25 protein-coding genes are annotated in these 20,570 nt (G+C 68.1%); 18 read left to right on the top strand and 7 right to left on the bottom strand.

From position 1 onward, the window contains the following. Window positions 1–15 precede the first annotated feature (15 nt). Genes K3769_RS04175 through K3769_RS04120 form a run of 12 tightly spaced genes read left to right on the top strand, consistent with a single transcriptional unit; the run spans window position 16 to window position 12,344 of the window. Window positions 16–4,953 carry a hypothetical protein gene (locus K3769_RS04175; protein ID WP_267025090.1) on the top strand — a complete coding sequence of 1,646 codons (4,938 nt, stop codon included), beginning with the start codon at window positions 16–18 and terminating at the stop codon, window positions 4,951–4,953. Window positions 4,954–4,963: 10 nt separating this feature from the next. Further along, window positions 4,964–7,198 (top strand): hypothetical protein, encoded by a 2,235-nt coding sequence (locus K3769_RS04170; RefSeq protein ID WP_267025089.1) that lies wholly within the window; start codon window positions 4,964–4,966, stop codon window positions 7,196–7,198. A gap of 4 nt (window positions 7,199–7,202) precedes the next feature. Beyond that, window positions 7,203–8,294, top strand: coding sequence for a DUF5047 domain-containing protein (locus K3769_RS04165; RefSeq protein WP_267025088.1), 1,092 nt, complete (start codon window positions 7,203–7,205; stop codon window positions 8,292–8,294). After that, window positions 8,291–8,962, top strand: coding sequence for a hypothetical protein (locus K3769_RS04160; RefSeq protein WP_267025087.1), 672 nt, complete (start codon window positions 8,291–8,293; stop codon window positions 8,960–8,962). Before K3769_RS04165 ends, K3769_RS04160 begins: the two co-directional genes overlap by 4 nt. 10 nt (window positions 8,963–8,972) lie before the next feature. Further along, window positions 8,973–9,179: a hypothetical protein gene (locus tag K3769_RS04155; protein ID WP_267025086.1), complete on the top strand. Its 207-nt coding sequence runs from the start codon at window positions 8,973–8,975 to the stop codon at window positions 9,177–9,179. Between the two features lie 44 nt (window positions 9,180–9,223). Next, the gene (locus tag K3769_RS04150) at window positions 9,224–9,799 is read left to right on the top strand and encodes a hypothetical protein (protein WP_267025085.1); all 576 of its coding nucleotides are present in this window, start codon (window positions 9,224–9,226) and stop codon (window positions 9,797–9,799) included. A gap of 9 nt (window positions 9,800–9,808) precedes the next feature. After that, window positions 9,809–10,240, top strand: a complete 432-nt coding sequence (locus K3769_RS04145) for a hypothetical protein (protein ID WP_267025084.1) — start codon at window positions 9,809–9,811, stop codon at window positions 10,238–10,240. 13 nt (window positions 10,241–10,253) lie between these two features. After that, window positions 10,254–11,192, top strand: coding sequence for a hypothetical protein (locus K3769_RS04140; RefSeq protein ID WP_267025083.1), 939 nt, complete (start codon window positions 10,254–10,256; stop codon window positions 11,190–11,192). A 2-nt stretch (window positions 11,193–11,194) separates the two neighbouring features. Beyond that, entirely contained in the window at window positions 11,195–11,401 is a 207-nt protein-coding gene (locus K3769_RS04135; RefSeq protein ID WP_267025082.1) for a hypothetical protein, read from the top strand. Further along, on the top strand, window positions 11,401–11,850 hold the full coding sequence (locus tag K3769_RS04130; RefSeq protein ID WP_267025081.1) for a hypothetical protein: 450 nt from the start codon (window positions 11,401–11,403) through the stop codon (window positions 11,848–11,850). Before K3769_RS04135 ends, K3769_RS04130 begins: the two co-directional genes overlap by 1 nt. Continuing rightward, window positions 11,847–12,176, top strand: a complete 330-nt coding sequence (locus K3769_RS04125) for a hypothetical protein (protein ID WP_267025080.1) — start codon at window positions 11,847–11,849, stop codon at window positions 12,174–12,176. Before K3769_RS04130 ends, K3769_RS04125 begins: the two co-directional genes overlap by 4 nt. A 3-nt stretch (window positions 12,177–12,179) precedes the next feature. After that, window positions 12,180–12,344 carry a hypothetical protein gene (locus K3769_RS04120; protein WP_267025079.1) on the top strand — a complete coding sequence of 55 codons (165 nt, stop codon included), beginning with the start codon at window positions 12,180–12,182 and terminating at the stop codon, window positions 12,342–12,344. Window positions 12,345–12,403: 59 nt separating this feature from the next. Here the strand turns inward: K3769_RS04120 and K3769_RS04115 are convergent, their stop codons facing one another. Together K3769_RS04115 and K3769_RS04110 are read right to left on the bottom strand one after the other, a co-directional pair. Next, the gene (locus tag K3769_RS04115) at window positions 12,404–13,030 is read right to left on the bottom strand and encodes a hypothetical protein (protein ID WP_267025078.1); all 627 of its coding nucleotides are present in this window, start codon (window positions 13,028–13,030) and stop codon (window positions 12,404–12,406) included. A gap of 252 nt (window positions 13,031–13,282) precedes the next feature. Continuing rightward, on the bottom strand, window positions 13,283–13,768 hold the full coding sequence (locus K3769_RS04110) for a hypothetical protein (protein WP_267025077.1): 486 nt from the start codon (window positions 13,766–13,768) through the stop codon (window positions 13,283–13,285). Window positions 13,769–13,885: 117 nt separating this feature from the next. Between K3769_RS04110 and K3769_RS04105 the strand changes: the two genes are divergently transcribed. From K3769_RS04105 to K3769_RS04085, 5 genes are all read left to right on the top strand, one after another. Further along, window positions 13,886–14,566 carry a hypothetical protein gene (locus K3769_RS04105; RefSeq protein ID WP_267025076.1) on the top strand — a complete coding sequence of 227 codons (681 nt, stop codon included), beginning with the start codon at window positions 13,886–13,888 and terminating at the stop codon, window positions 14,564–14,566. Beyond that, a complete protein-coding gene (locus K3769_RS04100; protein ID WP_267025075.1) occupies window positions 14,559–15,734 on the top strand; it encodes a tyrosine-type recombinase/integrase in 1,176 nt (391 codons plus the stop codon). Before K3769_RS04105 ends, K3769_RS04100 begins: the two co-directional genes overlap by 8 nt. Then, window positions 15,727–15,945 carry a hypothetical protein gene (locus K3769_RS04095; protein WP_267025074.1) on the top strand — a complete coding sequence of 73 codons (219 nt, stop codon included), beginning with the start codon at window positions 15,727–15,729 and terminating at the stop codon, window positions 15,943–15,945. The genes K3769_RS04100 and K3769_RS04095 overlap by 8 nt, the downstream gene beginning before the upstream one ends. A 493-nt stretch (window positions 15,946–16,438) precedes the next feature. Next, window positions 16,439–16,876: a DUF6221 family protein gene (locus tag K3769_RS04090; protein ID WP_267025073.1), complete on the top strand. Its 438-nt coding sequence runs from the start codon at window positions 16,439–16,441 to the stop codon at window positions 16,874–16,876. Next, entirely contained in the window at window positions 16,873–17,145 is a 273-nt protein-coding gene (locus tag K3769_RS04085) for a hypothetical protein (RefSeq protein ID WP_267025072.1), read from the top strand. The genes K3769_RS04090 and K3769_RS04085 overlap by 4 nt, the downstream gene beginning before the upstream one ends. A 1-nt stretch (window position 17,146) precedes the next feature. On the opposite strand, the gene K3769_RS04080 is transcribed toward K3769_RS04085, so the two are convergent. The 3 genes from K3769_RS04080 to K3769_RS40860 are packed head-to-tail and all read right to left on the bottom strand — an operon-like array spanning window position 17,147 to window position 17,875. Next, window positions 17,147–17,383: a hypothetical protein gene (locus tag K3769_RS04080; RefSeq protein ID WP_267025071.1), complete on the bottom strand. Its 237-nt coding sequence runs from the start codon at window positions 17,381–17,383 to the stop codon at window positions 17,147–17,149. 18 nt (window positions 17,384–17,401) lie between these two features. Next, entirely contained in the window at window positions 17,402–17,593 is a 192-nt protein-coding gene (locus K3769_RS04075) for a hypothetical protein (protein ID WP_267025070.1), read from the bottom strand. 33 nt (window positions 17,594–17,626) lie between these two features. Next, window positions 17,627–17,875, bottom strand: a complete 249-nt coding sequence (locus K3769_RS40860; protein ID WP_267025069.1) for a GntR family transcriptional regulator — start codon at window positions 17,873–17,875, stop codon at window positions 17,627–17,629. A 139-nt stretch (window positions 17,876–18,014) separates the two neighbouring features. Between K3769_RS40860 and K3769_RS04065 the strand changes: the two genes are divergently transcribed. Next, window positions 18,015–18,347, top strand: coding sequence for a DUF6415 family natural product biosynthesis protein (locus tag K3769_RS04065; RefSeq protein WP_267025068.1), 333 nt, complete (start codon window positions 18,015–18,017; stop codon window positions 18,345–18,347). Window positions 18,348–18,518: 171 nt separating this feature from the next. On the opposite strand, the gene K3769_RS04060 is transcribed toward K3769_RS04065, so the two are convergent. Beyond that, window positions 18,519–19,187 carry a GntR family transcriptional regulator gene (locus K3769_RS04060; protein WP_267025067.1) on the bottom strand — a complete coding sequence of 223 codons (669 nt, stop codon included), beginning with the start codon at window positions 19,185–19,187 and terminating at the stop codon, window positions 18,519–18,521. A gap of 424 nt (window positions 19,188–19,611) precedes the next feature. Next, window positions 19,612–20,487 carry an undecaprenyl-diphosphate phosphatase gene (locus tag K3769_RS04055; protein WP_267025066.1) on the bottom strand — a complete coding sequence of 292 codons (876 nt, stop codon included), beginning with the start codon at window positions 20,485–20,487 and terminating at the stop codon, window positions 19,612–19,614. Window positions 20,488–20,570: the final 83 nt, after the last annotated feature.

Here is a 20,570-nt window from a genome sequence, read left to right as displayed (position 1 = left end):
GGGAGGAGGCTCCCGGTGCCCGCTATCTCCGTCGGCTCGGTCGAAGTCGATGTCATCCCCAACGCTTCGGGGATTCTGGGGCGTCTGCAGTCTGCCCTGGTGCCGCCTGCGACGCAGGTCGGGGACGAGATTGGCCGGATCATCGGTCAGCGTCTCGCTGCGCACATCGCTCCGGCAGTGCGTGACGGCATCAACGACGGGGCGAAGGCAGCGAAGCCGGCGGCGACCCGGCAGGGCGCTGACACGGGTGGCGCTTTCGCCCGGTCGCTGCGGGCGAAGCTGCAAGAGGCGTTCCGCTCGATGCCGAAGCTGAACGTCAGCTTGTCGGATACGGGTGTCGATGCGGACCTCGCCCGGCTGCGGGCCCGCATGGAGGCCCTGTCGAACAAGACCGTCGGCATCGACATCGACGCTGCGACAGCCCGCGCACAGGCTGCGGACATCGAGGAGCGGCTGCGCCGTATCGGCGCCGCCCACCCGAACGTCGCAGTCCGCGCGGACACGGCCCGTGCGATCGCCTCACTGCAGGCGCTGCAGGCACAGATCGACGAGGTCACCGCCGACCCCGCACGCATCCGCGTGGAGACGGACGGCACATTCGGCCAGCGCCTGCGCGCCCAGGTGCAGGCCGCCGAAGCGTCCCTCCCGAACATCAACATCACAGCCGACTCGACGGACGTCGACGTCGAGATCGCCCGGCTGCGCGCCCAGCTGACGTCCCTGCGGGATGTCCGCATCGGCGTCGACATGGACGCGGCGACGGCGACCGCCCGTATCGATGCGATTCAGGCCCGCCTGCAGCGGCTCGCAGCCTCGGACGCCGACGTTGCGGTACGCGTTGATGCGAGCGCTGCTGCCGCCCAGTTGGCGACGATGCAGGCGCTCGTGAACCGGCTGGACGGCCAGACCGCGACGGTCAACGTGCGCGTGTCCGGCATGCAGCTGCTGGTGACGGCAGGTCTTGCACTTGGTCCGGCACTGATCCCAGTTCTGCCGGTGATCGCCGCCGGTCTGGGCGCGATCGCCGCGGCGGGTGTTGCCGCGGCGGCCGGTGTCGGTGCGGTCGGCCTGGTGGCCCTGCCTGCTCTGAAGGGCATCGGTACCGCACTGCAGGCACAGAAGGCTGCGCAGGATGCGGCGACGAACGCCACCTACCAGGGCGGCGCCGCATCAGGGCAGGGCGCGAAGCAGGCCTCGGCGGCGGCGGGCGCCCAGCAGTCGCTGGCGTCGGCGCACCGCAATGCGGCCCGGCAGATCGGCCAGGCCGAGCAGGCGGTCGGGGACGCGGTCCGCAACAGTGCGGAGGCGAACCGGCGCGCGACCGAGCAGGTCGTGCAGGCCAAGCGCGGCCTTGCGGACGCGGTGCAGCAGGCCGCCGATCAGCAGCGGGAGGCCGCAGAGCGCGTCATTGACGCGGAGGACTCCCTCGCGGACGCGCAGCGCACCGCCCGCCAAGCCCAGCAGGATTTGACGCAGGCCCGCCGCGACGCGAAAGCGGAACTGGCGGAGCTCGGCGACCGCCTCACGTCGGCACAGCTCTCCGAGCGGGACGCCACCCTGTCCGTGCAGGAGGCCCAGAACAGGCTGAACGCGGTCCGCGCCAAGGGCGCCGCCGCGGGCAGCCTGGAGCTTCAGCGCGCCCAGCTGGCCTACGAGCAGTCCGTTCAGCGGCTCAAGGAGCAGAAGGCCGAGACGAAGGGCCTCGCCGCGGAGAAGAAGGCCGCGGACAAGTCCGGCGTGGAGGGTTCGGCGACGGTCCGGGATGCGCAGGAGCGTCTCGCGGACGCCGACCGTGCGGTCACCGACCAGCAGAAGGAGCTGACGAAGGCCCGCGGTGAGCAGCAGCGGGCCGCCGTCAAGGGCGCCCAGGACATTGCCGATGCGCAGGCCCGGGTGGCGGAGTCGCAGCGCAATGTGACCCGCACGCAGGAAGACGGGGCCCGGTCGGTTGCCCGCGCGCAGGAGAGTCTGTCGGCTGCCCGGCAGTCGGCGGCGGAGTCGATCGCGTCGGCGCAGCGGCAGGTCGCGGCGTCGTCGATGTCGGCGGCCGGCGGTATGGATCAGGCTGCGATCGCGCAGGCCAAGTACCAGGCCGAGCTGGCGAAGCTCACCCCGTCGGCTCGGGACACGTTCAACGCGTTCATCGATCTGCGGAAGGTGTTCGGCGAGTGGTCGAAGTCGCTGCAGCCTGCAGTGATGCCGCTGTTCACGCGGGCCTTGGTCGGCTTGAAGAACGCCCTGCCGGGGTTGACGCCGCTGGTGAAGGGCGCGGCGGACGCCATCGGCGGTCTTCAGGACCGGGCGTCGCGCGGCTTCAAGAAGCCGTGGTGGAAGGAATTCAAGGCCGACCTCGACACATCGGTTGGTCCGGCGATCACCGGGCTGGGTGGCGCGTTCGGGAACGTGTTCAAGGGCATGGCCGGTGTGATCGGCGCTTTCCTGCCTCGGATGGACGACATCTCCGGGTCTATGCAGCGCATCACCGGCCGGTTCGCCGACTGGGGTCAGGGCCTGAAGGGGTCGCCGGAGTTCGAGCGGTTCCTGTCGTACAGCTCGGAGATGGCGCCCCGGCTCGGAGAGTTCCTGGGGAACATCGGCGGCGCACTGCTGTCGATCGGGCAGGCGCTGTCGCCGGTGTCCGGTCCGCTGCTGGCTCTGCTAGGCGGGGTCGCTGAGGCGATCGGCATCATCGCCGAGCATGCTCCGTGGCTGGTGCAGGGGATTTGGCTGGCGATCGTTGCGTGGCGGATCTGGACGATCGCGTTGTGGGCGTGGAACGCGGCGATGCTGGCGAACCCGATCACTCTGATCATCATCGGGATCGTCGCTCTGATCGCGGGCATCGTCTACGCCTATAACCGCTTCGGCTGGTTCCGGGCGGGCGTGCAGGCGGTGTGGAACTGGTTGAAGACGGCGACGCTGTGGCTGTGGAACGTCGTGCTGAAGCCGACGTTCACGGCGATCGGCAACGTCGTGATGTGGCTCTGGCAGACGATTATCAAGCCGTACATCGGCTTTATGATCACCTATTGGAAGCTCGTCGGCAGCGTGGTCATGTGGCTGTGGAACAACGCGATCAAGCCCGCGTTCAACTTCATCGCCGCAGCGGCAAAGATCCTGTTCACCGCTGTCGTTGTCATCGCCCTGCTGCCGCTCATCGCCATCTTCAAAATCGTGGCAGCGGTCGCAATGTGGCTGTGGAATGTGGCGATCAAGCCCGCCTTCGAGGGCATCGCCGCCCTCGCGATGTGGCTGTGGAACTCGGTGATCAAGCCCTACGTGGGCTTCATCATCAGCTACTGGAAGCTCGTCGCCAAGGTCGCGATGTGGCTGTGGAAGAACGCCATCGCTCCCGTCTTCGCAGGCATCGGCAACATCATCTCCTGGTGGTGGACGAACGTCGTCAAGCGGTACTTCGGCTACGTCCGGACCGCTCTCGGGGTGCTCGGTGACGTCTTCAAGTGGCTGTGGCAGAAGGCCGTCAAGCCGGTCTGGAACGGCATCTCCGCGGCCATCAGCAGCGTTTGGCGCAACGGCATCAAGCCGGTCTTCGACAGTCTGAAGGCGGCGGTCGGCAGGGTCGGGGACGCTTTCGAGTCGGCCCGCAAGGCAATCAAAACCGCGTGGGATCGACTGAAGAAGATCGCTCGCGAACCCGTTCAGTACATCGTGGACGTCGTCTACAACAACGGCATCCGCGGCGTCTGGAACAAGGTCGCGGGTGCCTTCGGGGCGAAGAAGCTCGACCGGTTCTCCTTCGCGTCGGGCGGCATCATGCCTGGCTACACGCCGGGCCGTGACGTCCACAAGTTCGTGTCTCCGACCGGCGGTGCACTCGAACTGTCGGGCGGCGAGGCCATCATGCGGCCCGAGTTCACCAAGGGTGTGGGCAGCGGTGCCGTCAACTGGCTCAACTCGGTTGCCTCTTCCCGGGGCGCGCAGGGCATCAAGGCGGCCTTGGCTCCGGTGCTCGGTGGCAACCCGGTCGGGTCGACGGACACGTCGCTGCGCTACGCGAAGGGCGGCATCACGCAGTCGTTCGCGGACGGCGGGATATTCGGCTGGATCGGCGGCGCCGCCAACAAGGTCGCCGGTGCGGGCTCCGCAGCCTGGAACAAGATCAAGGAGGGTGCGGACTGGCTCAAGGACACCCTCGCAGGATCCGTACAGGCGGGCCTGAAGAGTGTGGTCAACCCGCTGCTGAAGTCGTTCCCCGGCATGGATACCGGCTTCGGGAAGATGCTCCGCCGCATCCCGACAGCGATGATCTCCAAGTTGACCGGCTACTCGAAGGACGCCGACAAGAAGGGCGGCGGAGGCGGCCTCGGCGGCCCCCGCATTCAGGCGGCACTGAAGTGGGTGAAGACCCAGGCCGGACTCCCGTACCAGTGGGCGGGCAACGGCAACCCGTCGTGGGACTGCTCAGGTCTCACCTCTGCCGCAGAGTCCGTCCTCCGAGGCCAGAAGCCGCATCGCCGCTGGGCAACGATGGCATTCTCAGGAAAGACCGCCCCGCCCGGATGGGTCTATCACGGCAACTCGCCCTACAAGATCGGCATCACGAATGCTGGCGTCGGTCACACGGCAGGCACCCTCGGCAAGACGAACATCGAGTCCCGAGGTGGCGACGGTGTAGTCGTCGGCAGTCGCGCCCGCGGCTACAACGACCGCCTGTTCAACTCCTGGTACGGGTTCAAGCCGGGCACTTACGACTCCGGCGGCTACATCCCTCCCGGCCTCAACCTCGTCCACAACGGCACCGGGCGACCGGAGCCGGTGTTCACGACGGCGCAGGCCAACGCGCTGATGTCGATGGCAGGCAGGGACACGGCGCCCAGCCTCGGGGACCTGAAGGTGCTGGTACAGGTCGGCGACGAGCCGATCCACAGCATCGCCCGCGCGGAGATCCGCGACAGCCAGAACCGGCTCATCCAAATCCTCGACGCGAGCTGAGGAGGCCACCTTGGCGATCCCAGGAAACCTCCTCAGCCTCACCACCGAGTCCGTCGACCCCAACACCTCGGGGTGGACGGCCAAACTCAACTGCACGATCAATAAGGGGATCGGAGGACGCAACGGAGACGGATGCCTCTCCGTCAAATCCCTGGCCGCAGGGGAGATGCAGGCCCGCACCGTCTCCTCCTACCCCGTCACCGCAGGCACCGTCTACCAGACGTTCGCCGACGCGGCAGGTGTGGTCCCGGAGCGCATCGGCATCCGCTGGCTGAACATCAGCGGCACCGAGATCAGCATCACGTGGTCCCTGGCGACAATGGCGGCGGCGTCCGGCTGGCACCGTGTCGGCGTCGCCGGGGCTGCACCGGCTGGGGCCACACAGGCGCAGGTGCTGCTCGGCTCGACCGAGGTCGGCGTGAACGTCTCCCACTACTGGGAGAACGTCTACCTCGGGCTGCCGGTCCGCACGACCGGCAACCTGTTCGGCTTCGGCACCGAGTCCGCCGAAATCGACACCTCGTCGTGGGCGCCCGTCGTCAACGCATCGATCACCCGCCAGGTCCCGGTGGTCAGCTGGGCCGTCGACAACTACCTGGCCGGCGGGCACACGCTGGCATTGACGGCTATCGCGGCAGGCAACGCGTCGATCGTGTCCGTGGACCGGCCAGCTGTGACACCCGGCGTCGAATACCTGGCCTATGCCTACCTGCAGCCGCCGGTCCTGACGGCGACAGCATGGATTGAGCTGCGGTTCTACGATGCGGCCAGTAACCAGGTGGGTGCCATCCGGTCGACCCTGGCTGCACCGGGGACGGGCATGTACCGGCAGCGTGCGGCCATGGTCGCACCGTCGAATGCGGCGACATGCGGTGTCGCGTTCGGCCTGGATACGGCATCTGCGTCGCAGGTGCTGCGCCTGGAATCCGTCGTCGTCACGCAGGCTCCGCGATTCACCGCCGGGTCGATCATCACCTATGCGGCGTCGGCATTCGAGCAGTCCGGATCGGTCGGATGGACGACGGGTTCGGGTGTGGCGACGCTCGCCCGTACTACACCGTGGGGGGTCTCGTTTTTCGAGGGCGCCTACTCGCTGGCCATCACCTCGGCGACGGCGACTTCGTCGACGATCCGCTCCGGCCGCTTCGCAGCTCCCGACGCTGCAGGCCAGAACTTCCGTGCACAGGTGGTGGCCCACCCGGCGGCTGGATCCTGGACGAACACGACGGTCAAGATTCGCTGGTACGACGCCGCCAACACCGACCTGGGCGCGTCGACGGGCACGGCCTACAACCTCCCCGGCTCGTCCTGGTATGGGCTCAGCTCTGACGGCGTAGCCCCCGCGGGCACGACCCAGGCGGCCGTCGAAATGGTGGTTACGGCGACCGCCATCAACAGCGTCCTGCACATCGACCAGGTCTCGCTGTGGCAGGTGCTGCCGCTGACGTCGGTGGAGGCGGTCGACTCTGGCGGCTATGTGCAGCTCACGCTGCGGGAGCTGCCGCTCGACTATCTGGTGACGGTGTACCGGGAAGCGGCCGACGGGTCCCGCACACTGGTCCGCGGCCCGTCCGGGTTGATCGACAACCTGCCGGTCACCTCCGACCTGATGATCGTCGAGGACCATGAGGCGCCGCTCGGGGTGCCGGTCAGCTACCGCATCGAACTCCGCAGCAGCCCCGGCGCATCCGCGTCGAGCCGCTCATCGGCCCAGGTGACGGTGACGCTCGCCGATATCAACGAGGTCTGGATCAAGGATCCGGGAAACCCTCAGCGGAACCTGCGGGCCGTTGTACAGCGGGCCCCGGAGTGGCAGCGCCCCATCGAACAGGCCGTCCACCGGGTGCGGGGCCGCCGTAACGCCGTCGTCTTTTCCGGGGTGCGCGGCGGACTCGAAGGCGAACTCGCGATCTGGACCCGTTCCGACGAGGAACGCCGCGCACTTCATCTGCTGCTCGACTCCGGAAACACGCTGCTGTGGCAGGCCGTGCCGGGCATGGGCGTCGACGACATGTACGTCAACGTCGCAGGCGTTACGGAAACCCGCACCGGTGCTGCGGCACAGGACGCATGGCGGGCCTGGCAACTCCCGATGACGCAGGCGGACATGCCTGTCACGACCGGCATCAACGGTCCGGCGGGCCGCACCTGGCAGGATGTGGTCGCCGAGTTCGACACGTGCGCCGACCTGCTTGCCGTGTACGCAACCTGCGAAGACCTGCTCCTGGACCGCCGGACGGGGTGATGCGTTGTACCCCGTCTCGGGCCGGTTCCTGAAGCGCCTCGCCGAATCGCAGAACCCGATCACGCGAGTGCAGCTGTTCCTCAACGACGGCAGGGTCGTCGGCCTTGAGCACATTGGGGGCAGCGTCCCGGTGGACCGGGCGCAGGCGATTCGCCGCACCTGCACTGTCACGATCGCCGACCCGGCGCTCATCCCGCGCACCCCGCTCGACCAGCTCGCCACCTACGGAGCGCGGTTGCGGATCGAGCGCGGAGTCGACTACGGCGACGGCAGCACAGAGCTGGTGCCGCTCGGCGTGTTCCGCCTCGACAGTGTGGACGGCGACCTCTCCGAAGGGCCCGTCACCCTGCAGGGCAAAGACCTGTCCGCGATCGTCGCCGACGACAAACTCACCGAGCCGTACACGGCCACCGGCACCGTTGTCGGCGCGATCACCGCCCTCATCCAGCGCTCCATGCCGACCGCCGACGTCATCAGCCTCATCGTCGACGCGCCGATCGGATCCCGCACCTTCGACGTGGAGGCCGACCCGTGGGCCGGCTGCCAGGAGATCGCCGCCGCCGCAGGTGCGGAGGTGTACGCCAACGCCGACGGCGTGTTCGTCATCGCGACACTGCCGGAACTGCTGTCGGCCGACCCGGTGTGGGCGGTCGAGGCCACCGAGGGCGGCGTCTACCTGGCTGCGAAGCGCGCCATGAGCCTGGACGGCGTCCACAACGGAGTCCTCGCCCGCGGCGAGAACACGACCGACTCTGTCGCACCGGTGAGCTACCTCGCCACCGACAACGACCCGGGCAGCCCCACCTACTGGGGCGGCCCGTTCGGACGCCGCCCCGCGTTCTACAGCTCATCGACACTGATCTCCCTCGCCGCATGCACGCAGGCCGCGAACCTGCAACTCCTCAAGGAGAAAGCCCCGAACGCGTCCGGTGACATCACCGCCCTGCCCAACCCGGCACTGGAACCAGGTGACGTTTTCCGGGTCACGCACGAGGACGGCACCCGCGAACTCCACCAGGCCGCCGCGTTCACCGTCCCCCTCGACATCGGCGGCGACTTCCCGATCTCCACCGTCTCCGCCAAGGAGGACGCATGACCGACGCGTTCGAGCAGGCCTCGATGCGCAGGCTTGCCGCCTCACATAAACGCAAGACAGTCAGAGACGGCACCAGTGCGCCGGCGGTGCGGGGCGGAGACTGGCGACTCGCCACCGTCACGGCCGTCGGCACCGGCACGGTCACTGCGGACGGCATCCTCGCCCGCTGCATGGAGACCTACGCCAACCCGGCTGTCGGCGACCTGATCCGCATCGACCAGTCGAGCTCAGGCAACTGGGTCGCCATGGGCCGCCTCGCCGCTGCGAACGGGGTGGCGTGGACGACGCCGACACTCGGCACCGGCTACACGCAGGGCAACACGACGAGCACCGGCAACAACAACGGCGCGGTCCGCTACCGGCGCATCAACGTGCAGGGCACCTGGTTCATGGAGTGGGACGGCGGCGCCGACCGCGCCAACGGCGCGCAGACTGCCAACCTCCTGTCGGCGGTTCTCGCAGTCGGCCTGCGGCCTGTACGCAAGGCGAGTTTCGTGATCGCCCGCAACGCCACCTCGATCACCGGGGTTGCCGCCTCTACCAGCGTCGTCCACAGCCTGAAGCTCGACTTCAACCAGGACGGCACCGTCACCCTCATCTCCGCTACCGCAGGTGACGCCGAAACCAACTGGCTCTCCCTCAAGGGGATCCGCTACCCCCTCGACTGAAAGGCGCCGCATGGCCGCCACCTACGCGATCGTCGTCAACAACGGCGAATCGCGCCTCGAAGTGACCCTCATCGAAGGGGATTACTCGCCGGTGACAGACGCCGCAATGCCCACGCTGGTGTGGGCTCTGGCCCACGCGGTGGATGAGGTCGACCGCGCGGACACGATCACCGTCACCCGCACTTCCCCCGTTACCGCGGATGTGCCGGAGGTCTGATGCCCACTCCAGACGACTACGGGCAGGGCATCAGCCTCTGGTCCATGACCGACGCCCCCGACATTCCCTCCGCGATCCGATCCCTCGCAGCCGGCGTGATCCCCCGCGGAGTGCTGCGGTTCTCCTCGGCCACAACCCGCGGCGCCACGCTCATCAACGACCTCGCCCCCGTCGACGGCATGATGACGCTGCTGCAGGACGTGAAGCGGTTGGACGTGCGCCTCGACGGGGCGTGGGTTGCCGTGTCGGTGGGCGCCTCATCGTGGACCACCATCAGTCTCGCGTCGCCGTTCACGCAGAACGGCAACAGCAACGGCACGTTGCAGTACCGGCTGCTGAACATCTCCGGCGAGGAGTCCCTGCAACTGCGTGGCGCGATCGGCCGATCGTCGTGGCCGACCACACCGAACGGCTCCTACGTCATCAATTCGACGGCACTGCCAGCCGCGGTCCGGCCGCAGACTCTGCGCACCGTGCTGGTGCCGTGCTCGGACGTGGCATCGGACCGCATCGCGTTGAAGCTGGACGTGCAGACGGACGGCTACCTGCAAGTTTTCGGCACCGGGTCGACGGTGAAGCCGCCGTGGATTGGTTTCAACGGCGTCACCGTCAGCCTGTAAGGGGGAGTCGTGGCCACCGAATGCAAGCTGTACCGCGGGGAGAAGTCGCAGCTCATCCCACCGGAGACGTGGACGCTCGTCACCTACGAGAAGGTCATCGTCAACGACAGGACGATGGCGAAGTCGCTGTCGCTGATCGTCCCGAAAGTCGACGGCACGTTCTGGTGGGCCCGCAACCTGCGCTGGGCTGCCATCACGCTGCCCGACGGTGATCTGCGGCCCCGCCAGTTCATGTCTCGGTTCGTCCGGGACCCGCACGGCATCCGCGACGACACCGGAGCCGACGACCGCGCAGCCACGCCGGGCCGGTCGTGGCAGACCGTCGGCTGGCCGTTCGCCGGACAGGCCGGCATGCCGGTCGGCGTCGAGGTCTGGCACGACCACGATCAGCCCTGGCCGCTCGAACACGCCCAGTTCGCGGCCCTCACCTGGGACTACTAGAAAGGTCCGCGCCATGGCCAAGACGGGCCCGCAGCGCTACCCCGGAGCCTCCACCACCTACTGGTACGGCAGTGCATACCCGGGGTCGGCGATGGAAGCCAACGTCATCGTCTGGCATTCCACCGAAGGAACGTCCCTGCCCAGCTACGGCGGCGGCGCCTCGGCCCCGAACTTCACCGCCAAGCCGGACTTCGCCGCGAAGCGCCTCGTCTGGTACCAGCACTACGACTTCGACGTGTCCTCCCGCGCCCTCGTCAACAAGGCGGGCGGCGTGCAGACGAACACCCTCAACGCCTGCCAGGTCGAGATCGTCGGCACCTGCGACCCGGCCACCCACGCCAAGTGGACGAAGGCCGGCTACCAGCACCTCTACACCCCGGAGCTGCCCACCTGGGCGATCCGGGACCTGGCCGCCTTCGCGAAGTGGGCCAGCGCCAACCACGGCGTCCCCTTGTCGTCCGGGGTCACCTTCAAGGCATACCCGGGCAGCTACGGCGCCAACGGCGTCCGCATGACCGGCACCCAGTGGACCGCCTTCAAGGGGCACTGCGGACACCAGCACGTCCCCGAAAACGACCACGGCGATCCCGGCTCCATGCCCATCGCCGCCATCCTCGCCGCCGCCAAGAACGGCACCACCGCGCCCCAGGAGGACGACATGCCCACCGCCGCCGAGCTCGCGAAAGCCGTGCTCACCCTGGACGGGGTCATCTCCGTCCCCGGCGCCCCCGCCACCAACCCGACCTGGACGCTCTCCTCGGTCCAGACGGAAATCCTCAAGCGGCTCGACAAGGCCAACGCCGTCCTCGCCGCCCAGTCCGCCGCCATCGCGAAGCTCGCCACCCTCGCCGGCGAGGACGTCGACACTGCGGCCGTCGTTGCCGCGGTCCAGCAGGCCATCGCCGACGCCGTCATCAAGGTCGACGTCGACGTGAACACCAAGGAGTCCTGACCATGAGAATCGCCAGCATCGCCAAGTCACTCATCGCCGGTATCGCCGCCGGCAGCGCAGCCGCCGTGACCGCCGCACAGGACAACGTCATCACGACCGGGGAAGGTGTCACGATGGCGCTCGCAGTCCTCGGAGCGTGGGGCATCACCTACGCGGTACCCAACAAGCCGTCGAGCCCGTCGGCGCCGGCCGGGCCGCAGGGAGTCTGATGCGCCGCCGGGCGCCCGGCTGGTTCAGCGGGCACCTCGGCAACCGCGGCCCGTTCCTCATCTTCATGGGTGCCGGGAAAGTCTGCTTCGGCGCGAGCTTCATCTTCGACCCGCCACTGTCCACCGGCGGACTCGAACTGCTGCTGCGGTTCGCGCCGCTGCACTGCTGGGCATGGCTGTGGATCATCTGCGGTACGGCTGCGTTCTGCTCCGCCTGGCTGACGTTCGGGAGGGACGGATGGGGCTTCGTCGCCGCATCCGCGCCACCCACGTTTTGGGCGTTCGCCTACGGCTGGGCCGGTCTGGCGGACGGCTACACGCGCGGCCTGTGGTTGTTCGGCTGGTACATCACATCGCACTGTGGGGTGATTTGGTGCGCATCACGAGTCCCGCCTGATGCCGGATCACCCCGGAACCTCGGCCAGGCGGCTGAGGGGAGACCCGGGTGAACGGCGTCTGGGGAGTAGTCGGGGCGGCCATCAGCGTCGTCGGTGTGATCACGATGGGTTTCTTCACCTACCGGGGGACACGCACGGCGGCGCGCATCAACTCTGCGCCGAACGCCAAGCAGGTCGACCTGTCGGTGTTGCAGGCGTCAGTCGAACGGCTGAAGGAGGAGTGCAGCGATCTCCGCGCCGAGCAGACGCGCACCCGCGGCGTCCTGTGGTCGCTCAGCCGGTGGGCGCTCGTCCTACGCGACCAGGTCGTGGGGGCGAATGAGACGCCGCAGCCGCCGCCGCAGGACGTCGCAGACTTTTACCGAACTGGAGTGTGACCGATGCCTGAGGCGACCCCGCGCGCCCCGCGCCGTGACGACACCGCGGCGGACGCCGCCTCCCTGGAACGCATGGGCCGGATGGAACCGCAGCCGATCCCGGCGCCCAGCATTCAGCCGTTCCTCGAACCTGACCTGCCGCCCCCACCCGCCGACCCCGGCGAGTGAACGAGAACCGCCCCCGCCGCCGCCCTTCACGGGGTGGTGGCGGGGGCGGTTCTTCGTGTTCAGAACTCCAACTGCTTCTTCACCTCGGCGACGTTCGGCCCGGCGTCGGCGGCTGGCATCTTCCAGCGGAAGGCTTTTTCTTCGCCGTCGATGTAGATGAGGGTGCCGCCCTTTGCTTGCGCCGGTGTGAGGTCGAAGGCCTGCGACCGCCACTGGTAGCCGCCGGGCTGCACCGGGTCGGCGTTGTTATACTTGTCCATGACGACGTTGGCCGAGTTGCCGCTGTCGAATTCGATCATCTCTCCGTCGGGGGCCATCCACTTCCACCCGCCGCCGCTGATCGGCGCCGGCTCGTCGGCGGCGACCGCGGTCATGGCCTTGTCCTTCATGGTGACGACGGCGAACAGCCCGTTCGCCGCGGTCTCGCCGGCGGCTTCCTTCGCGTACACGACCGTGTCCGGGGTGATCTCCAGGACGCCGGTGCCGCCGTCGCCTGTCGTTTTCGCTGGTTCGCCGAGGTCGAGGGTCTGGGAGTCGTCGATGGTGCCGGGCTTTTCGCTGGCGGTGGGAACCGGCTCTGGTTTCGTGTCTCCGCTGTCGACCCCATCTCCGTCGCCGCCGCCCCCGCACCCAGTGAGTGCGGCCAGGAGCAGGGCGGCGGTGGCCGCGGTTGCGCGAACGCGCATATGTCCCCCCAGGGTTGATCTCGTCGGGACACCGTAGAACACAGCGGGCCCGGCCGTACCCGGCTGTCACCGAGCCGTGACGCGAACCGCCCCCGCCCTCTGCTTCGGCAGGGGAGCGGGGGCGGCTTCGTCGTACTCCGGGCTGAGCCGTCGGCCTGAGAAGCCCGCGCGCCGGACGGGTCCACGGTTCGGCGGGCGACACGGCGAGTGGATAGGAGGGCCGGAGCCGACGGGCACCGGCCCTCCGCCGCGCTAGCCGTGCCGCAGCGTGTACTTGGTGCCGTTGTCGTCGGCCAGCGCGGTCGCGGTGAAGATCCGCACCGCGCGCTCGCCACGCTCTTCGACCGCGTGCGGCTCGCCGGGCCTGAGGGCGAGCTGCGGCACAGACATCCGGTTGTACGGCAGACCCTCCCCGCCGAGAGCCGCCTCCAGGGAGAAGTTCCGCAGTGCGGCCGTGGGCGACAGGAGCGCTCCGAGCGCTTCCGCCACCCGCCGGGCTTCAGCCTCGCAACGCTGCGCCACCAGCCAAGCGCCGGGTCCGGTCTCGGTTAGCACCAGGTCGACGCTGACACACACCTCCGGGTCCGGGCCGCGCGTCAGCGGCTCCAGGTAGCCCTCGTAGGGGATCGCGTCGACGAGGAGGCGCGGTTCGATGCCGGGCAGTGGGGCGATCTCGATCTTCTCGCCGCCCATCACGAGATCGATCCACTTGATGGTCACGGGCACGGCGGTCGTCATGACGCGAGGGTAGCGCGGGGCACTGACGGGAGACCGGCCCTCAACGGTGGTAGCGCATAACGTTCCCTTATGCGCTAGAATTTGAGGATGGTTCAGAGCCCGGACGACCGTGATGGAATGCTCCGCTACGACCAACTCGCCAGCCGCGTGTACAGCGAGCGGCGAATGCCGGAAGGCACCCGAGACCTGATACTCGCCCTGGGATGGGTGACGCTTCGGGACCCCCGCCGCCATGATCCGACCGTCACGACGTGGCAGCGGACTCGCGAAGTGCTGAACGCCGACAACAAGCGCATGTGGCAACTCGTCGCCGCCGACGCCCCTCGCTACGAACCGGACTGGGAATCCGGCCCTCACGGATGTAGGGCCCCGATGGTTCGCGTCGACCGCCTCTGCGGCAAGTCCACGTCTCTGGGCTTCGCCGAGTTCGATCCACTGACGGGCTGGCTGACTCACTGGGGTTTCTGCTCACGCCCCCGGTGCAGGGAGTACGCCAAGCCGATCCTGGAACGAGCTGAGGGCAGCAAGTCCCGTGCGCCGGAAGCAATCCCAAACACGGGTGGCCTCCTGCCGCTATTCTTCGCGTGGAACTGGGAGGCCAAATACCACAAGGCGGCCGAGCTGATCCACACCATCCACGGATGGGTGCCGCCCTCCTATGGCCTGTCAGCTGACGAGTGGCCCGAGGTGCCCGGCCAGGAGAAGCCGAAGGCGTTCCCGAAACTGCGCCTGGTTGCCTCTGACGGCGAGGTCATCGCCCGACAGGGGCCGACTCTCGTAGGGGCGGATCGTGTCTGACCCTGCAAACCTCCCACAGCAGTCCGCCGGGCAGTCGATTGCGCTGCCCGGCTCGGACCTGTTCGAGGAAGTCCGCCGCAAGCTCGTCGACGACCTCGGCATGGTCCAGGTCGACCGGCGCGGCCAGGAACGCATCTACCGGCCGCGAGCCGAACTCCTCGCCGAAGCCGTCACCCCCGAGACGTTCGTCATGGTCATGGACTGGCTGTCGAGCACGAGACGCGGCAGCCTCCAGACGAAGCGCGGCTACGTCGACGACATCCGCCGCGTCTGGGGCACCTACGCGCAGGAACTCGGGCACGAGCGGTTCACCCTCGGCTGCTTCACCGCCGACCACATCCGGACCTGGCGCCTCCGTATGGAAGGGCGCGGGAACCCGCCAACGACGATCGCCCGCTACCTGAACGCGCTCTCCTCGCTTCACAGCTACGCGGCGACCAAGACCGACCTTCCTCGGAACCCCGTCACGCAAGACGACCGGCCCAAGGTCGACAAGGGCAACACCTCCCGCAGCACCCCGGTACTCGAAGTGGAAGAAGTGCAGCGAGTCGCCGCCCAGGCAGAGACCCCCCTCGATCTCTTGGTCGTATCTCTCCTCTACACCCTCGCCGGCCGCGTCTCCGAGATGTGCACTGCCGACGTCACCGACCGCATCGAACGAGGACGCCGCTCCTACCTCGACGTCACCAGGAAGGAATACAAGGAGCGCATCCTGCCCCTCCCGGTGACGGTCGCCGAGATGCTCGACGAGCACACCGCGCACCGCAGCGAAGGCCCACTACTCCTCGACCGGGAAGGCCAGCGCCTCGACCGCCACGACGTCGCCCGCCTGCTAACTAGGCTCGGCCGCAAGGCCCGCGTCCTCACCTGCCCCAAGATCGACGGCCCAGAGAGGCACACCTTCACCAAATGCAAGGTCTGCCGAAGGCTCACCCCGCACGTCCTCCGGGCCAGCCGCATCACGCACATGCTCGACGACCACGTCGATCTCGCCGAAGTCCAAGCTTTCGCCGACCACGACAACCCCGCCACCACCGTCGGCTACTGGAAGCGCCGCAACAAGGGGCTACGCAACGCGGCCCACGTCGACGCAGCGGAAGCCGTGTTCGCCGATATCGTCCCCAAGTTCCGGCGGGACGCTCGACCAGGCTGGAGTGCGAATGACTGATCGAGAGGGGGCCCAGCTCTGCGGCAAGCCCACGAAGCGTGGCGCGGTATGCAGGCAGTACCGAGCCACGCTGGAGTGGTTCGGCCCCAAAGCCGACGGCTGCTTCACGCACATGGGCGACGCCGGCAGGGCAGTCCTGGAGAGGCGAAAAGCCAGCGACCAGGAAGGCTGGGAACGATGGCTCGCCAGCGAACCCGCCTGCTGGTCTTAGCCGATGGACCGACGCAGCCAGCGAGGACATCGGGCTGTAGTGGTCCGTCTCATGCCAGACTGTCCCCAGACCCGTCGTGCGAACCCCCGTCGCGACGGGTCTCTGGCATTCTGGCGGCATGGAGATGCTGACGCGTGCGGGCCGTGTCTACTGGCGGTGGAGTGAGCGGGCTTGGCTGTTCATTCGTCGCGGAGCAGTGCCTCTTCTGGCGCTGATCGCTGCCGCGTCTGTCGCCGCATGGGTGGCTGGGGTGCAGACGGGTGATCTCGCTCTGATGTGGGCGCCCGCCGTCTACTCGTGGCTCCTACTGCTTGGGTTCACTCTCGCCCGGCGATAGCGTTTGAAGAGAGCCCGTAGTTTTTCATGCCCGCATCATCGCTGTCGGTGCCGCGCGTTACGGTGGTGGTTCACACATCGATAGCTGATCGGGTGTGCTGCTGAGGCCCCGCCGGAGTGATGCCCGCGCGGGGCACTCGACTTTGGAGGGGCGTCGGTGGACGGGCTGGTGAAGTGGCTGGGTGAGCAGCTCGACGAGGACTTCGAGGCTGTTCGGCTACTCCTCGGTGTCAACGCGATGGCGGCCTACCGTCGCGGGGAGCCTGTGCCGCGTTGGGTGCCAAGCCCGGAGGGTGACGCGGGCGTCTGGGACACCGCTGGCACGCCACGAGTGAAGTTCGTGTGGGCGCGGGAGCGGGATCACATCATTCGCCACGATCCGGCCCGGGTGCTGCGCGAGATCGAAGCGAAGCGGCAGCTCATCCACGAGCATGCGGACGTGAACGACGGCTCGTGCGGCACGTGCGTCGACGGCGCCTGGGGTTACCCGACGCACGGCGGGAGCAGCCCTCAACGCTACCCGTGCAAGACGCTGCGCCTGCTCGCCCTGCCCTACGCGGACCGGCCGGGCTACGACGAGTCGTGGCGCCCGTGATCCGCCGTCTGCTGCGCACACTCGCCCTGGCCGCCCGCACGCGCCGCCCGGCCCACGGCGGGATGCCGCCGCCGCGCCGTCCCGGCCCGGACACCCGGCTGGCGGTCCTGTCGCCCGGCCGCCCGATCACGGACCCGGACGAGGCGGAAGCGCTCGGGATGACCGCCGACGCCCGGCGGATGCGGGAACGCGGAAGCGCGCCGTCGGAAGCGGAGGGGCGGTTCCCGCCCGGCTTCATCGACCACATCAACCAGAGCAGGCGGCCTTGAGTCAGCGGTTGTCGTAGCCGCGCTCGGCGAGGTAGCCGGCAGCGTCCTCGTTCTCGGTGAGCCACACTCCGCAGACCCGGTAGGGCTGGACGGCATCCTTGGTCTGCAACTCAGCAACGGCGACGATGTCGCGGGCGCAGTTGGCGCGGCCGTGCGGTGTACAGATCCAGTCGCCCTCTTGAGGCTTCGGCGAGTCGAGCCGGATCAGGCTGATGATCGAGGACTCCATGCGGGTCATGGCGCGAGGGTAGACCCGCTACGCCGCCTCAACGACGTCCCTGCGTTCCACGTCCCGGAGTGCGGCGAGGAGCCGGTGGTATTCGTCCCGCTGCTCCGCTGTCAGCCCCACCGAGGGGTGGCCGCGCCCGCCGATCCACAGCGCGCGGATCGCCTCGTTCAGCTCCGCGGCAGACCGCGCGGGACCCGGGGCCGGGGGAGTGGGGGGCATGGCGATCAGTCTAGGCGGCGCCACTGTCAGTGGTCAGCCTTCCATGGGCGGCTCGTCGGCGACGAACGTGCCGATGCCAACCTCCCCGCGTGCGAGACCGTCGTCCTGGAGCTTCTTGTACACCTTCTGCACGGTGGACGAGGCGATCGAAAACTCTGCCGAGAGTTCCACAACCGAGGGAAGTTTCGACCGGGCCGGATAGGTGCCGTCGGCGATGCGGGCGGCAACGATCGCCGCGACTTGTCGCCAGATAGACCGGGTCCGGTCAAGATCAACGCTCACTATTCGACCGTAGGTACCCGCAGTACACCGCGCGACCGCAGTACCCTTCGGTCCACCGCGGTATACCGTGAAATTGCACGAGACCCCCGCGACCGCGTGAACGGCCCGGGGGCGCGGCCGACGAACTGGAGCCGTCGACATGGATCAGACTACGGATCAGGCAGCAAGAGACCAGACCCTCGACGCGCTCATCGAGGAAGCCGTCGGCGCGCGCCAGATGCTGCCGCCCTACGAACGCTGCATCCAGCTCAACCAGGCCCTGCGCGCCGCCATCGGCGACCTGTACCTGCGCGCCCAGGAGGAACTCGGCCGGCTGCCGGAGCACGGCCGGGAGTGGCACAAGGTCCGCAACGCCCTCGACGACACCGACAGTGTTCTCGCGGACGGTCTCGGCCACGGTCTGCTGTCGGCGGCGATACATCTGGGCGCGCTCGCCCGGCAGGCCCGCGCGCTCGAAGCCCAAGTCCGCTGACTCCAGGCTGCCGCCCTGGATCCTGCTGGCGGTCGGGTTATCGGGTTACTGGCAGGAACGTTTGGCCACGGCTTGACCTGCGGTTACAGAAACATGCCGGGCGCACACATTCCACACAGATATATGCAGACGGTGGCTGTTGCTCGCGCACCGCATGCTGTTGACTCGAAGTCAACGAACCGGCCTAGACCCCGCCGGACGCCAGGAAGTCGGAAGCTGCCGCACGGGTCCGAGGCGAATCAGCCAGCGGTCCATGGGCAGAATCAAATCGGCAGTCTCCAGGGGGCGACCATGCGGGTCGAAGCGAGTGCGCACCACGCGAAACGCGACAGTGTCCACCAGCAGCCCCAACGCATGCGCTTGCCCCTCCGTCAGAGCAACCGAGCCGAGTTCCGCAGCGAACGAAGCGTGCGGCTCGCGCCGGCCCCGCCACCACGACGTGATGAGCATCGCCGACCGGCCTCCCGGGTCCAGGCACTCCACCGTCTCGCGCTGAAGAGTCGCACCCACATGGACGCCAAGGCGGGCGGCCAGCTCTTCCGTGGCGGCCCGCGGGCGGGTGTCGGTGGTCTCGCTGGAGAATGGCCAGTCGGCGTCTGCGTCGGTGAGGGTGCGCATAGCAGGAGGGTGCGCCACATATACTCGCTTGCGTTCCTCGCCGTCGAGGATTCCCGTCCGCCGCAGCAGGTCGTAGGCGAGGCGAACGGTTTGTGGGTTCACGCCGAGTTCGGCAGCTAGCTCGGCACGCGAAGGCAGGTCTTGGCCCGGCCGCCATTCCCCGGCGGCGATGCGGCGCATGATGTCGGCGGCGATACGCCGGTAGCGCGCATCCTCTGCCATCCAGACCCCTGCCAACGATCATGACGTGAGGTCTGAAGCTACGAGGCGGCCCTGATGCTGGATATATCCAGAGAGGGTCATCGGCGGGCGACTTGACAGCAGGCGCAGAGATTCCGGTATCCGCGGCCTTCAGGTGGCTACAGATGCCGGGAATGGGGAGATCGCGAGTTACCCACTCGCAAGCATCCCTTCGCAAGCGGTCGGCGCCTACATATTGGCGCCGACCAAGAAGCCGCCCTCCGGACCGCCAAGCCCACCTCCCAAGTGGGCGGTCCGGAGGGCGGTGTTCGATTCTCTCGCGGCCAGTGGGAGAACGATGGGAGAAGTCGGCCGCAAAACGCTCCAATCGACTACGTGTTACTGCCCTTTCTAGCACTTAACTGCGCGCAACGCGGCACTCAGGAACGCGCATTATTCAGGCCCGTCAGCCCGAAGACTCCGCCGCGTGCGGGCTCAGCGCACCCATGCTGACCAGCACGATGATCAGGATGCCGAGCGCGATGCGGTAGTAGACGAACGGCATGAAGCTCTTCGTCGTGATGAACTTCATGAACCACGCGATGACCGCGTAACCCACCACGAAGGCGATGACCGTCGCGAAGATCGTGGGGCCCCACGAGACATGGCCGCCCTCGGCGGCGTCCTTCAGTTCGAACACGCCGGAGGCGAGCACCGCGGGGACGGCCAGCAGGAACGAGTAACGGGCCGCGGCCTCGCGGGTGTATCCCATGAGGAGGCCGCCGCTGATGGTGGCGCCGGAGCGGGACACGCCCGGGACGAGGGCCATCGCCTGGCAGAAGCCGTAGATCAGGCCGTCCTTCACGCTCAGGTCCTTGAGCGACTTGCGCTCGACCGCGGCCCGGTGCTTCCCGCCGGACTCGTCACGTGCCGCGAGCCGGTCGGCCACGCCCAGGACGATGCCCATCACGATCAGCGTGGTCGCGGTGACGCGCAGATCGCGGAACGGGCCCTCGATCTGGTCCTTGAGGGTGAGACCCAGGACGCCGATCGGGATCGAGCCGACGATGACGAGCCAGCCCATCTGGGCGTCGTGGTCGCTGCGCATCGCCTTGTTGACGAGCGAGCGGGACCAGGCCGAGACGATCCGCGCGATGTCCTTGCGGAAGTAGATCAGCACCGCGATCTCCGTGCCGATCTGCGTGATCGCCGTGAAGGCCGCTCCCGGGTCCTCCCAGCCGGCGAACGCCGCGGTGAGCCGCAGGTGCGCGCTGGAGGAGATGGGCAGGAACTCGGTCAGCCCCTGGACGAGTCCGAGGATGAGGGATTCAAACCAAGACATGAAGTTACGTGATCCAAGTGCTGATGGCGGGAGCGCAGCGAATGGGCGGACGGACGTGCCCTGTTGCGGTCTGCGGTGATCAG

Origin of the sequence: Streptomyces ortus, from assembly GCF_026341275.1 — a bacterium.
Lineage (GTDB): Bacteria > Actinomycetota > Actinomycetes > Streptomycetales > Streptomycetaceae > Streptomyces > Streptomyces ortus.
The sequence above is the reverse complement of the archived record's forward strand: the minus strand, read 5'-3'. Positions and strand labels throughout refer to the sequence as shown.